Source organism: Clostridium estertheticum (assembly GCF_018861295.1).
Taxonomy (GTDB): domain Bacteria; phylum Bacillota; class Clostridia; order Clostridiales; family Clostridiaceae; genus Clostridium_AD; species Clostridium_AD estertheticum_D.
The window spans coordinates 471,908-485,786 of record NZ_JAHLDM010000001.1 but is presented as its reverse complement, the minus strand read 5'-3'; the positions used below and the strand labels follow the sequence as shown (position 1 = coordinate 485,786).

At 31.7% G+C, this 13,879-nt stretch carries 10 protein-coding genes and 1 pseudogene; 2 read left to right on the top strand and 9 right to left on the bottom strand.

Annotated features, from left to right (window positions below; translation table 11 throughout):
• Positions 1 to 203: 203 nt before the first annotated feature.
• Both KPL54_RS02285 and KPL54_RS02280 read left to right on the top strand, forming a co-directional pair.
• Positions 204 to 1,898 carry a PPC domain-containing protein gene (locus KPL54_RS02285; RefSeq protein ID WP_216104239.1) on the top strand — a complete coding sequence of 565 codons (1,695 nt, stop codon included), beginning with the start codon at positions 204 to 206 and terminating at the stop codon, positions 1,896 to 1,898.
• Positions 1,899 to 2,208: 310 nt separating this feature from the next.
• Complete coding sequence (locus KPL54_RS02280; protein WP_216104237.1) at positions 2,209 to 3,144, top strand: hypothetical protein; 936 nt, start codon at positions 2,209 to 2,211, stop codon at positions 3,142 to 3,144.
• 94 nt (positions 3,145 to 3,238) lie between these two features.
• On the opposite strand, the gene KPL54_RS02275 is transcribed toward KPL54_RS02280, so the two are convergent.
• From KPL54_RS02275 to KPL54_RS02235, 9 genes and pseudogenes are all read right to left on the bottom strand, one after another.
• A complete protein-coding gene (locus tag KPL54_RS02275) occupies positions 3,239 to 3,388 on the bottom strand; it encodes a hypothetical protein (RefSeq protein WP_216104235.1) in 150 nt (49 codons plus the stop codon).
• Between the two features lie 523 nt (positions 3,389 to 3,911).
• Positions 3,912 to 4,841, bottom strand: a complete 930-nt coding sequence (locus tag KPL54_RS02270) for a hypothetical protein (RefSeq protein WP_216104233.1) — start codon at positions 4,839 to 4,841, stop codon at positions 3,912 to 3,914.
• A gap of 214 nt (positions 4,842 to 5,055) precedes the next feature.
• Positions 5,056 to 5,319 (bottom strand): Txe/YoeB family addiction module toxin, encoded by a 264-nt coding sequence (locus tag KPL54_RS02265; protein ID WP_216104230.1) that lies wholly within the window; start codon positions 5,317 to 5,319, stop codon positions 5,056 to 5,058.
• Positions 5,307 to 5,561 (bottom strand): type II toxin-antitoxin system Phd/YefM family antitoxin, encoded by a 255-nt coding sequence (locus tag KPL54_RS02260; RefSeq protein ID WP_216104228.1) that lies wholly within the window; start codon positions 5,559 to 5,561, stop codon positions 5,307 to 5,309. The genes KPL54_RS02265 and KPL54_RS02260 overlap by 13 nt, the downstream gene beginning before the upstream one ends.
• A 208-nt stretch (positions 5,562 to 5,769) precedes the next feature.
• Positions 5,770 to 5,849, bottom strand: a pseudogene (locus tag KPL54_RS26820) (AAA family ATPase); the annotation flags it as partial.
• A 257-nt stretch (positions 5,850 to 6,106) separates the two neighbouring features.
• Entirely contained in the window at positions 6,107 to 7,705 is a 1,599-nt protein-coding gene (locus KPL54_RS02250; protein WP_216104224.1) for a hypothetical protein, read from the bottom strand.
• 347 nt (positions 7,706 to 8,052) lie between these two features.
• Complete coding sequence (locus KPL54_RS02245) at positions 8,053 to 8,670, bottom strand: SLAP domain-containing protein (protein ID WP_216104222.1); 618 nt, start codon at positions 8,668 to 8,670, stop codon at positions 8,053 to 8,055.
• Between the two features lie 250 nt (positions 8,671 to 8,920).
• Positions 8,921 to 9,742 (bottom strand): hypothetical protein, encoded by an 822-nt coding sequence (locus KPL54_RS02240; protein WP_216104220.1) that lies wholly within the window; start codon positions 9,740 to 9,742, stop codon positions 8,921 to 8,923.
• Between the two features lie 456 nt (positions 9,743 to 10,198).
• Complete coding sequence (locus KPL54_RS02235) at positions 10,199 to 13,846, bottom strand: beta strand repeat-containing protein (protein WP_216104219.1); 3,648 nt, start codon at positions 13,844 to 13,846, stop codon at positions 10,199 to 10,201.
• Positions 13,847 to 13,879: the final 33 nt, after the last annotated feature.

The window sequence follows — 13,879 nt, the reverse complement described above, 5'->3', positions numbered from 1 at the left end:
TGCACTTTTACTAATGTTTTATATTATATTTCCTTAATGATTTTTGTGAAACTAATGACTGACAGTGAAGTATAATATATTAAGGCAAAACTAGGAGAATGTACTAAAGGTTAAATATTCTAAAAAAGGAAATTCATCATTAATGTTGAATTATAGTATGTAGGGTTTAATAAAAAATCACTACATTATAAGGGGGACTCAAAATGCGTAAAAAAATTATTACATCATTATTTATATTAGTATTTCTATTAGTGCAAATTATAGTACCAACTAATATTGCCCATGCAGCTATTACCCAAACTCTTACACTTGGCAGCACGATCACAAATGATATTGTCTCATCTAATGACCAGGATATATACAAGGTCGTACTTCCCACGGCTGGTAAACTCAATATCAAAATGATTTCATCAAATAATAAAATAAATTTAAATCTAAAGGATGATAATGGTAATCAAGTATTATCTTATTATCCAAGCTTGGGAAATGGTAATTCATCTACAACATGGTCACAAGCTGTTGATTTAGACGCAGGTACTTATTATTTTACTGTTATAAAATATGTTTCTGGCACTGTAAACTATAGTCTTGGAGTTGATTTTACAGAGGTTTATACCAATGATGTAGAACCTAACAATAGTCCAATAACTGCGCAACCATTAACTTTAAATTCTGATCCACTCATAGGATTTATAGCAGCCAACGATGACCAGGATACGTATAAATTCACACTACCAATGTCTGGCAGAATTGATGTCAAAATGCTTTCATCAATATATGGAGTAAATTTAAATTTGAATGATAATGACGGCAAGCAAATATTTTCTAATTATGTAGGTTCGGGATCTGAACAATCTCCAAAGACCTGGACACAACTTATTGATTTGAATGCAGGCACTTATTATTTAAGTGTTTTAAAACAAGGTACTGGTCTATTAAACAATAATTCAAATACAGGTAAATATACTCTTCGCGTTAATTATACCCCTGTATATAGCGATGATGTAGAGCCTAATAATGGCACCTTAACTGCGCAGCCATTAAATTTGAATTCTAATGTTATCATTGGATTCATAGCATGTAATGATGACCAAAACACCTACAAAATAATGCTTCCACTAGATGGAAAAATCACTTTAAAAATGATTTCATCGATTTATGAAGTAAATGTAAACTTAGCAGATAATGATGGCAATCAAATATTTTCGTCTCGCATTCGTTATGGATCGGATGGAACTCCTAAAACATGGTCGCAATCTGTTTACTTAAAAGCAGGTACTTATTATTTTAGTGCTCTAAAACAACCTTTAGGCCTTTTAAACAATAATTTAAACACTGGAAAATATACTGTTGCAGTTAGCGCAGATGGACAACCAAAACAAACATCAATACCGGTTTCGACTATGCCTTTTAGTACAGATGCAATCAAGATTTCAAATAATCCAGTAGGAGCCTTGGATGTTATAACTTTAAATAATTATCTGTTCACAGATGGTGATAAAGTAACTATATATTCAGACGCTTTCTCACAAAAGACAATAGGGGTAGGAACCATAAATTCAACCCAATATAGAACTGTAATATATACAACTGAGCAACTAGCACAAGCTGGTGGTTATGTATATGTAACAGTAACAAGCTTATACAAAACTGAAAGTTCAAGATTAGGTATTTCCTATAATAAAGAAGCAGCTTATACTTCAGCAGATTTAAATGTTATGCCTGCAGGGACTGTTTTAATAGGTACTAAATCTTATACCCTTGAATATGCTAACAATTCAGCTAATAGTTCCGAAATCAATAATGCACTAGTTAATGGTGGTGCGATTTATGTTAAAGATTATTCGGGAAATTGGATAGATAATCTTACAGGTAAAACTATAGACCCAAGTATGTAACACCCCAGGGGTAGTTTATTGCAGCTTAACGTAAAAACGACTAGACTGATTTATTTCAGTCCAGTCGTTTTTATTTAATATTCCTTTTCACTGTACATAATATAAATATTAAATCTAGTTGGATTAGTTACATATAACTTTAATTATATATTATTGTTTAAATAGAGGATTATGCAATTTTATGTAGAATTTAGTCATTTATATGTGTTTAACATTTTATTCATACAATTGTGATGTCATATACATTATAGCTTTAAAAAACGGTATTTATGTAGATTTTATATTATGTATTTATAGGGGGTATTAAAATTTGAAAAAGAAATTTATAAGTTCACTTCTTGTTTCTTTAATGATAACAGGAACATCATCACTATCAGCTTTTGCTACTATGACTAACGGTACGGTTGTAATTGGTAGCAAATCCTTTGATTTAGCTTACGCTAATGACACAGCAAATTTTACAGTGATTACGAATGCTATAATTGAAGGTGGAAAGATTTACGTTAAAGATTTTTCAGGAACTTGGACGGAAAATAGTACAGGAAAGACTATAGACCCAAGTATTGTACCAGGTGAAGACCAAAATGGAGCTACGACAGAGTTAGATATAATAAAAGGTAAAAGTCTTTATACCTTAGATATGAAGGATAATACTGGAGTAAATTATTCAATACATGTATTTAGCGATGATAACCAGCTTGCACAAGCATCAAATGACTCTGAAGATTGGGCCTTTACATGGGCAGGTGCAAATGAAGGAGACAAATTAAGCAAAGGTCATTATAATATAGCAGTATCAAAAGATGGCGAAAGCAATTCTAAAATATACGATGCCTATAATAATGAAGAACAAGTTTTAAATTTAGATAGAGATCTAATTAGAGTTCATAAAAATATACTAGATGGTCAACCAGACTTTTTATTAATGGGCACACCAAGTGGAACTAACTCTTCAGAAATGAAAGTATATTATATAAAGGATGGTATACTTAAACTTGCGAATTTTACGGATACTAGCGGATCTACTAACTCCGTTTATACATATAGTTCTCAAAGTCTTTTCTTTAATCAATTAGAGAAGAACGTCTTTGAAACATCTTTTTATAACAATATGGATGCTAGTAGGGACATCGGTTTCTATATTTCCTCTTGTAAATTTGATTTAACAACGGGAAATTTCAATTACCTTAAAGACAGATTTATGGATAATGCTGATTACTTTAATTATGCCAAGCAGACAAATTAATGACTAATAAGCTTTTACTTTTTAATCTAAAAACGACTAGACTGATATATTTCAGTCCAGTCGTTTTTATTTAGATTAAATAAATTGTCTCACTTTAACTAGCAGGAATAGTAACATCACCAGCATCAACTATTGCTACAATACTTTCTATGATGTTTTTTGGAACAATATAAAATTTTGTAATTTTGTAATAAATAACTGTAAATAAAAACAAGGCTCCTACAAGCCTTGTAATGGTTCTCAAATATATGTCCTTAAACCGGTTTACGTTTTAAAACTTCAATATCTATTTGGTTTCTACCTAATACGTCCTTCATTACATCTATGTTCTCTTTGACTTCCTTAACATCCTTTGAAACGCTTTTTAATGATGTCCCCAATAAGTCTAATTTTTGCTTATTCCAATCTTAAGAAAATCATTTTCTTTTATACTTCTCTTTGTATTTTCTCTTCATGGCTAGATTGCTCTTAATCATAAAAAATAAAGATACTGTTATTCCCAAAAATGCCAACAATGAACCAATAATAGGAATTATCTTAGATAAGCTCAAATAAATCACCTCTTAGTTCAATTATAATCGTAAATATATGCATATTTCTATTACATTAGGTACCCCATGGGTTTAGTTAATTCTATTCACATAAATACAATAATAGATATTCTGTAAATATACTTTTTTCAAAGCTTTTAATTTTATTGTTTTAACATAAAAAGGACTGGACTGATTTATATCGGTCCAGTCCTTTTATTCACTTACCCCATGGGTTTAGTTAGCAGCAATAATAATCGTTTTTGTTGATGCGTTTCCAGCTGCATCAGTAAGTGTTGCATTTAATGTAATGCTATTGCCTAATATACCAAGGTAACCTTTTAAAGTTCCTACAGATATACCAGCTGCGCTAGGAGCATATGATCCAAGTAGATCAGCTACAGGAATAGTAACATCACCAGCATCATTTATTGTAAAAGTTTTAGTCCTTCCCAAACAAGTAATTTTTGCAGTGGCTTTCTCGCTAGTGTTAAGTTTTAAATCAGTAAACATATCAGTAGCTTTTGCAGCAGCTAAACTCACTTTAAAATTACCGCTAGCGTCTTTAGTAGCTAAAACTGGTTGTCCAATAGTTAAAGATACTGAATTAAGAATTGGAGCAGTTACATCTACACTTGGAGTAGTTACAATTGGACTAGTCACATTCGTAACTTTAATAAGATTTAATCGTGCTAATAAATCTGCTCTTATTTTACTTGGCGCAGCATCAGCAAGTAATGCATTAACCGAAATCTTTGCAGCATCTACATCTATTTGCAATTTGCTAATTTCAGCTTTAACTACTGCTTGCGTAGCTGCTAAAATTTGAGTAGCAGAGTTTATCTTTGCGTCTAAATCTGCAGCATCAAAGCTTATCTTCTCAGTAGCATTTTTGTAAATCACAGCTGGTATAGAACTTATTGCCGCAGCTAATCCATTGATATTGTTTATCCATTTTCCATTAAAATCTTTAACATAAACCATTCCACCATCAACTATTGCACTAGTGATTTCTTTGAAATTTGCCGGATCATTGGCATAACTTAAATCAAATGCTTTTGTTCCTATTACAACTGTACCACTCCCCATTGCACCCAAAGCCGAGATAGTCGTAGTTGATGCTATCATCACAGACACAAGAAATGAACCTATAATTTTCTTATTCATGTATTTATACCCCCATTTTCAATTTTATTCATATATTAACATAATTCTATAACGGATCCTTAATTCCTCTTTATTTCGATAAATATTAATAAACTATACTTAATATTAAGTTTAAAAGTTAAAATACTGTTATTCCTAAAAATGCCAACAATGAACCAACAGTAGGAATTATTTTAGATAAGATCAAATAAAAAAGGGCTGTAAATAGCCCTTTTTACTGATAATGTGTCCACATTCTTAAAATCTTAATTGTATTTTCTTTTTCATACACTTCATAAATTAACCTATGCTTTATATTAATCCTTCGAGAATAAAAACCTTTTAAATCCCCTATAAGTTTTTCATATGGTGGTGGAGTTTGATAAGGATTTTCTTTCATTATTTTTAGCAGCTCTTTTGCTTTTTTATCTAAACTACAGGATTCTAATTTTTTAGCATCCTTTTGAGCTTGCTTAGTTAGAACTATCATATATCCCATCCTATATCCTCCAAAGACTTACACTCGGAAGTAGGCTCCTTAGCTCCATCCAAAATACTTTCCCTCATTCCAGGCATTCCTAGAAGATATAAAGTTTCTTGTATTGCTGACCAATCTGCAAGGCTTACCATTACAACATCACCTTTTTTACTTGTTATCTGTATAGGCTCTGAATTTGCAATAGTTTGTTCTATTATACTAAATATATTTTGCCTAGCATTAGTAATAGGAACAGTTTTCATGATTAATCACCTCTTTATATTATATTCTACCGTACATTTTTACGTACGTCAATTTTTCATTTACATGTAAGAGATGTAGTTTTATAAAGTTGAAGATGATAATTCTACTAACTTTCCCCAAAAGAGAAACCCAAACCATCTGGTACCACAAGAACATGTACTCAGCGATTCAGTCGAGTCCATGGAAGCTATATATCCTATAAGCTGGATTTTTCTTATTTATATCATAATAATGTTGAGCATTGATATAAACAAACTTTTGCCAAACCTCCTTGGTCTTATAAAAAATCGCATATGATTTATTCTACTGTCCGTGCTATTACAAACCCCTCCAGACAATCACGTAAATCATCAACATATAAATTTATAATGTCATCCTTACCTAACTGTAGACTTTCTTATTTCAACTTCTTTCTTTTGGTATTAGCATAGTCTAATGTATAAAGTTTACTCCCTATCATAGTAGAAAAATCGGGCACTGAATATTTATCCAGTTCAACCGCCATTACAGAAATGCTTCCCATCGCAAGCATTAATATCTTGTTCTACTTAATAACTATAGTTATACTGCTATACTTACCTGTTTGTGTAATTGCTGTTATATCTATATGTATCGAATCAGTCCCATTACTATAAATCTTATTGTTTTTTACTGAAGCAGTTCCATCAAGGTTCTCTTCAAGGGTTGCTCCCGTAAGTGTTACCATACCATTCAATTCACTAAACTTTGTAATTATTCTCCCATTTTGATCTAATGCTGTAAATGGAATTAGCACTGATTCACCAGATGATATAGACTCACTTGGATATGCTAATATAAATGAAACCACTGCTGATTGTTTTTTCAATGTAGTACTTAGTTGTGAAGTCTTACTTGCTGTTATAGCCATGATTACTATTGGCATATCCACTGAAATTTTATCACTAGTAGCTGTTACTTTTATTAGTCCTTTTGCTCCGTCTGAAGGATCTCTTACAAGTTGAGCTATTACATTTGGTGTTGATGTAGTCAACATATGATCACCAGTTAATATTAACCCTTGTGCCATAAGATCGTAATTTGTTGTAAGTTTTCCATTCACATCTATTGCTACATATCCAGCATAGAATACATCTGAAGTATCTCCCGCTGTCAATGTCTTTCCATCAACATTTGTTAATGTTGTAAGTAATATATCACTTAATGTACCAATTTGTGTTGATCCAGCTATTGTAACATTTAATGTAGCCGTTGTTGAAACTCCAGTAATTGAATCACTACCTGTTATTACAACTGACTTAAGCATACTATATTTAATTCCCGCATTTGCTTTTATTGTAAGTGAACCATTAATAGATTTAACTTCACCAGTATTACTTGAGAAAGTCACATTGGTTCCAAGTGATGTATTTGTAACGTCTTTCCCATATTGATCATATATACTATATAATGCATAACCAATATCTCCACTAGTTCTTAGTTCTGTTGATGTCACAATAATTTTATTGACCTTTGGTGCGTCGTTTTCAACGGCAGGTGGTAACATCACTACATTTATAGTTGCGCCGTTTATTTTATCCGTTAATCTAACATTGATCGTTGTACCAATATCAGTAATAGAATTATACGTTATTGTACCTGTTGCTGTTAAAGGGTCTAAAACTACAGTTGAGCTTACAGATGCAATTGCATTTATCTGCGAGGCAGGAATAGTTTTAGTAATGTCTAATCCAGTCTGATCTAATATTTTGTATGTAAAAATAGCTGTGTTTGTTCCAGTATTTTTTATATTTGGATTAACTTGAATTTTAGTAACATTCGAAGTTACTGGTACCAAAGTTACAATTTTTTGACCATTATTATATTTAATAGTTGAAATATCTACAGACCCTTTGCTCACTAGTGTCCCATCATTATTTTTTATCCAACCGCTATCATCTGTTTTTATAAAAATATCACCTTTATTTTTAACTACTGCCTCACTAATTAAACTTGCATTATTTAGATCGTTTGCATACTCTAATGTATACATACTATCACCTATTACTACAGAAAAATTTGGAACATCAGTAAAACTACCTAGTTCCATCGCCATCACTGGTTTTGACAGTGTAATTATCAATAATACAAACCCCATAGTTATAATTTTTTTAAAATTTTTCATTAATAAATTCCCCCTATTTTTATAAATTGAAATAAAACGCAATAAATGCTATGTAAATATAAAATAACATACATTAAATTCACTATTTTTCTTTGTTAATAATTACATATTACCACAATTTATACTAAAAATAAACATTTTCAAATTTAGGATGTATCTACACAGATATACTTTTTTATATTTCATAAACTTACTTCATGAATATTAAATAAATGTCGTTAGCCCTGATTTTTAACGACTAAAAAACTACTAAAATATATAACCTTCTATATATTTCAGTAGTTATGTCTTTTATAATGTATTAATGTAGAAACTTGTAATTATCAATTTAGCAAATAGTTCAATCTCTATTTCGCTTCAAAAGTAACAGTCCACTTTGATAAGTCTGGCAATTGTTCACTAAGACGTGCTTTTTCTATTTGAACTTCACATATAACTGTTCTAGAAGGACTAACTGTTTTATCTATATCAATGCTCCCAACTATTAGAACATTATCCTTCGCATCTTTTAATTTAAAAGGAAATTGAGTCAGAACAGTTGCATTTTTAGCTCCATTATAAGCTAATAGTACTACTCTTATATCATAATTAGCAGTTACTTCAACACTGAAAGGAAGCACTCTTGCAAAATTTATATTTTTAACAATTTCCTTTTTTGAAAATTCTAATATATTAGTAAGTTCTAATTTGGTAAAATTCTCTGGGATTTGTTCAAATCCCTCCTTTATTAGTTTTTCAATAATGGTTTCTTTTGAATTTTTAACTGACGATACATTTAATCTTTTATCTGTTTTATCCTCTACAGCACTATTAATTATTTTACCATCTGGACAAATCTTATAAATAAAATTATTAGATAAGTTTTGCTCAGATAAATCCTCAGTAGTAATAGTAACTAACCCAGCCAATTTATCATCTATTTTAATAGTGTCTGTTCCAGTTTTCTGTATATCTATATTGTCCATTTATTTTTCCCCTTTCCTCAATTATAGCTAACCAATGTATTATCTGACTATAATTTTCCTTTTCTTATGTTTACTAATCAATCCAGACATCTCTTTGGTGTATTTGTCCATTAACACCATCATCTTTATTATATTGTAATCAAATTATATCATTCCAAATCCTTTTTTTCAACTTATAACACCATACAAATATTATACTAAAGACAGTCACTATGTTTCATTAGTCATTCGATGTCTTTCTACTAATAACTTACCTAACAATATAGACAAAAGTTCGCTCCTCGCCAACTAAACCCTGTTTATCAACAGAATTTATTTTTAAAACATGACCTCCTACAATCTGTGTATTTAACTGAAACATACACGTTTTATTTAAATTGGCTATTTCAACTCCATCCAAACTTACTCTTATATTAGTTGTTTCTTTATCCTCATCCACTGCTTGTACTAACACGTAAGCTTTGTCACTTTCATTAAACATTTGATTAGCTGTTATCCCTGTCACCGTAGTAGCCGGTGCAACATTTGCTATTATATTTTGTTTCTTATAATTTAACGTAACAGGTTGATCTAAACTTGCAAATTTACCAGTAAAAGTAGTCTCCGCCGAAACAAAGGTATAACCATCAATTACATTTGCATAACCTTCACACACTGTACCAATATCACCTGTCCTATAGACTAAATTTCCTAACTGCAAATTAGTGTCAACATCTACAGATTTAAATATTATACTGCCTTTTTTCACAGGTGGTGTTTCAACTGCTACTCCATTAAAGAATTTAACATCCAATTTACTTATTGTACTAACTGCAACCTCCCCTCCTGTAGAATTGTCTATCCAATTATCTCCAGTAGTTTTTATATATATATCACCTATATTTCCCGCGATAGCATTTGTTATTTCCGATTCATCTTTCTTGTCATTAGCATATTCTAGGGTATAAAGTCTATTACCTATCATAATGGAAAAGTCGGGTACTGAATACTTAGCAACCTCGATAGCCGTTACAGGACTACTTAACATAGCTACTATCATGGAATAGACTAAAATTTCTTTCAACTTACTCATTTATAATTCCCCCTTAATTTATACAACAGATGTTATTACATTTTTATGCAACTTAATACTAATTCATAATTTATTTATACATTATATGATAACATATATTTCAAATATTAGTAATATTTATTACGCCCTTCTTTTCCTTAAATTTATCCTACTCTTCTATCCATTATCGTAATTATTTTTTTGGACCAATGAAAAAAGAGCACCCTTAAGGATACTCTTTTTATTGATTTGATTATTTTGTTTTTCATCAGTATGTGCCCTGACTATTTATGGCTTTAAGATATTTCAAGATGTGTTAGTTGAATTTTCTATGATCTTTTTAAAAAAGAAAAGGACAGATCCACAACTGTCCTTCTCTTTAAATTATACTGTTATTTTATCCAAGTTATCTCGCATTCCACACAACTAAATCAACATGAAGTGCTTTTGTGAATGGACTTAGATTTATTTTTATTATTATTTAAGAGCCATTGTGTAAGTTTTGTCAAATGTTACTCCATCTACAAGTACAGTAAGTTTAAGAGTACCTGGTAAAGTTCCACCTAAAGCTGTTGTTATAGCAGCTTTAGTTGCATCTAAATTGTTATAGTCAATTGTAATTGGAGTTCCTGTTCCAAGTGTAACTTTTGTAACATTAAGCTTCTTTAATGCATCAAAAGTACCTGTTGCAGTACCAGTTGTTGGAGTTGTTGTAAAAGTAATAGCATTTGTAGCAGTGTCTAATGCTCCACCAAATAAAACAGTTTTATTAGCAGTATTCAATGAACTAATTTCAGTTTCAAAATTTGCTTTTGTAACAACTTGTTCTGCTGCTGCTATTCCAGGTGCTCCACTAACTCTAGTCTGCAAATCTGTTATGCTATATCCTGCACCTACAATACCATCTAATAAGTATTGTGCAAAATTAGCTTTTCCAGTAGCTGTAAATGTATTATAAGCAGCTATTGAAGTAGCATTTAACGCAAGATTTGTATTAGCTAATGCAGTCTCCATACCTGATACAGTAGTAGCATTATTTACTGCACTTAATGCTGCAACACTTAATGTCATTCCTGTTACACCCGTTACATCAGCTTTAATCTGATTAAGTGTTAATGATACTCCTTTAGCTACTTTATCTGATGCTACTGCTGCATTAACAGCTACCAAGTTTGCAGAGGTTACTCCTGAAATTCCTGCATTTGTATAGTTAGCAACAGTTGCATGTCCAGCATTTATTGCAGTTACTGCTGTATTTATTATTGTAGTGTCTCCAGTGCTAGCACTAGCTCCGAAACAAATTTTAATTGTCTTTGTATATCCATTACTAGTAGTACCAGAAACTGTAACATAATCACCTTGTTGTACAGAATAAGTTAACTCTCCTGTAGTAGGATTAATTGCAAAAGATGAACCTGCTTGTAAATTAGTTGCCTCAGGTGAATCAACTTCACTTAGTGATGAGAACTGTGATAATGGGTAAGAAGTTGTACCATATTGATCTTTTGGCGCAAAGTATATATGTCCTTTTTCTCCAGTAGCATCATATTTAGATAAAGTAGTTCCTAATAAAGATGCATAAGTATCTGATCCTGTTGGTGTTAATGTTACAACATCATCAATTCTTGAAATACCTGGTACGTAAGTATCTACATTAGCATCTATACTAACAGCTAATGGATCTGCTTTTAAAGACGTAACTGGTGTAGTAAGTGTGTGACTAATGTTATCAGCACCTAAAAGTGTCACTGTTATAGTTGCACTTGATCCTGTTTTTGCTGCATCTGCAAATTTATTAGCAATTATTTTTACATCGTCATATGCAGTCCTAGTTCCAACTGCACCTTTAACTACTGTAAAGTCAGTACTAGAACTAGTTGCTCCTGTTATTGGAGTACCTCTTAATACTACTTTTGCTCCAGTAGATGTTGTACCATAAACTTTTGGATTAGCCTTATACTTATCTTCTACTCCCTTAAGCTTAACTGCATCTAGTACAGGTGTACCATTAGAATTAATCTCATTAATAGAATACATAGGAGCAGTTATTTGATCCATTTTGTAATCCTTAATATCTTTATCAGCTAAAACTGTAAATGTTTGTGTCTTTGTATCTATAGCAGTAAGATCTGAGTAATTTGCTCCAGTAAATATTAAAGCACCTGCTGAATTTTTTTGGCTTACATCATACACGCTAAACGAAACTGTTGATGATCCTGCTGCAAGAGATTGAATAGCAATTTGATTTTCTCCAACACCTGCAACTCCAGTTGCACTACCATCTGAAAGTTTACCACCGTTACCAGCCGTAACTGAACCTGTAGTTATTACTGCTGGATTACTTGATGTTGCTATAACCTTATAGTTTTTATAAGTAGAAGCATTTTCACTTGCATTTATATCAATATTTCTATCATATTGATCTTTAATGTTTAATCCACCATTATCCCATCCAAAATCAGCAAATTGTGTTGCTGGTTTAGTAACACCATTAGTGCTAGCTGCCTGCATAGTAGTATTCAATACTGTAGTATCTAAAGATAATGTATCAGCTTCAGTAGGCTTTTGAATATTAAGAGTTAAATTACTGTACTTACCTGATTTTGTCATTGCTGATACTACTTCTGGTACAGATGCTGATCCATTAGTATTATCCATTGGTTTATTTTTCAATGAAAGTGTTCCATCAACATTTCTAGTTGCTATTAAACCATTAAATGTAACCAAATCACTTGGGAAGTCGCTAAACTTAGTTAATTTAACTCCATTTTGATCTAATGCTATGAATGGAATTTCTTTTGACTCACCTGAAGCTATAGAATCAGCTGGAGATAATAATGTAAATGAATCTACCTCTGCTTGTTTATGCAATGTAGTATTTATTTGTGAAGTTGATCCTGTCCAAGTCATAGCAGTTATTACTAATGGCATATCAACTGAAACTGTATCAGCAGTAGCTCTAACTTCTATTACACCTTTGTTTGAATCTTTAGGATCTTGTACAAGTTTAGCTGTTACATCTGGACTTGATGTAGTTAAGCTATTGTCATCACTAGAACCAGTAAATATTAAACCTTGTTTCATTAGAGTGTAGTTTGTTGTAGGGTTTCCACTGATATCTGTAGCCGTAAATCCAGCATAGAATACATCTGTAGTATTTCCTGCAGTCAACACTTTATTATCAACATTTGTTAATCCTGTAAGGGTAATGTTAGTTAATGTACCTAATTGTGAAGTTACAGCTAAAGTAGCAGTTGCTGAAACACCAGTATTAGTGTCATTAGCAGTTATTGTTACTCCTGAATTAAATGTCATAAGATTTAGACCACTAGCTGGAGTTATTGTAATTAATCCTTTTTTAGCGTCAACAGTACCTACTCCAGATTGGAAATTCACATTATTAGCTAATGCTCCGTCTGTAATATCTACTCCATATTGATCTAATATGCTATAAGTTGCATATCCTTTTTGAAGTGATGTCTTTGCATTAGTAGTAACTCCTAATTTAGTTGAAGTTATTTGGATTTTAGCTATTTTTTGTTGTGATATAGTTACAGTTTGTGTTGGAAGAACAACAGTGTCATTAGTTACTGCAACTGTATAATCTCCTGCTGTGAATGCTGATGATTTAGTTAATGTAGCTTCTGTTTTAGCAGTATTCCAAGTAACTGCTGTTGTAATAGCTGTTCCACCTACTGCTTTTACATCAAATTTTACTTTAGATGTATCTGCAACTGTACCATTAAATGTTACTTTTAAAGTACTAGCTGCTATAGCAGTTGTTATTTCTGATGTAGCTGCTACTGTACTTGCATCTCCAGCACCAATTTGAGTTGTTCCTTTAGCATCTGTATAAGTTACTGCTGGTATAACGCTTGCATTTACTGCTGCGCCTGTAATATTGTCTACCCAATTACCATTGAAGTCTTTAACATAAACTGTTCCACCTGCAACTACTGCAGCAGCGATTTCTGTTGCGTTAGCTGGGTCATTAGCATAAGTTAATGCATAAGCTTTAGTTCCTATTACCACTGTACCATCAGCCATTGCTGCGAATGCTGAGAAAGATGTTGATCCTGCTATCATTAAGGCAGCAAGAGCTGTGCTTGTAATTTTCTTGTTCATATAAATATACCTCCGATTAATTTTAGTTTATTT

Coding starts and splice junctions, on each gene's coding strand:
- KPL54_RS02285 (WP_216104239.1), top strand. CDS start 204: ATGCGTAAAAAAATTATTACATCATTATTTATATTAGTATTTCTATTA.
- KPL54_RS02270 (WP_216104233.1), bottom strand. CDS start 4,841: ATGAATAAGAAAATTATAGGTTCATTTCTTGTGTCTGTGATGATAGCA.
- KPL54_RS02265 (WP_216104230.1), bottom strand. CDS start 5,319: ATGGGATATATGATAGTTCTAACTAAGCAAGCTCAAAAGGATGCTAAA.
- KPL54_RS02260 (WP_216104228.1), bottom strand. CDS start 5,561: ATGAAAACTGTTCCTATTACTAATGCTAGGCAAAATATATTTAGTATA.
- KPL54_RS02250 (WP_216104224.1), bottom strand. CDS start 7,705: ATGAAAAATTTTAAAAAAATTATAACTATGGGGTTTGTATTATTGATA.
- KPL54_RS02245 (WP_216104222.1), bottom strand. CDS start 8,670: ATGGACAATATAGATATACAGAAAACTGGAACAGACACTATTAAAATA.
- KPL54_RS02240 (WP_216104220.1), bottom strand. CDS start 9,742: ATGAGTAAGTTGAAAGAAATTTTAGTCTATTCCATGATAGTAGCTATG.
- KPL54_RS02235 (WP_216104219.1), bottom strand. CDS start 13,846: ATGAACAAGAAAATTACAAGCACAGCTCTTGCTGCCTTAATGATAGCA.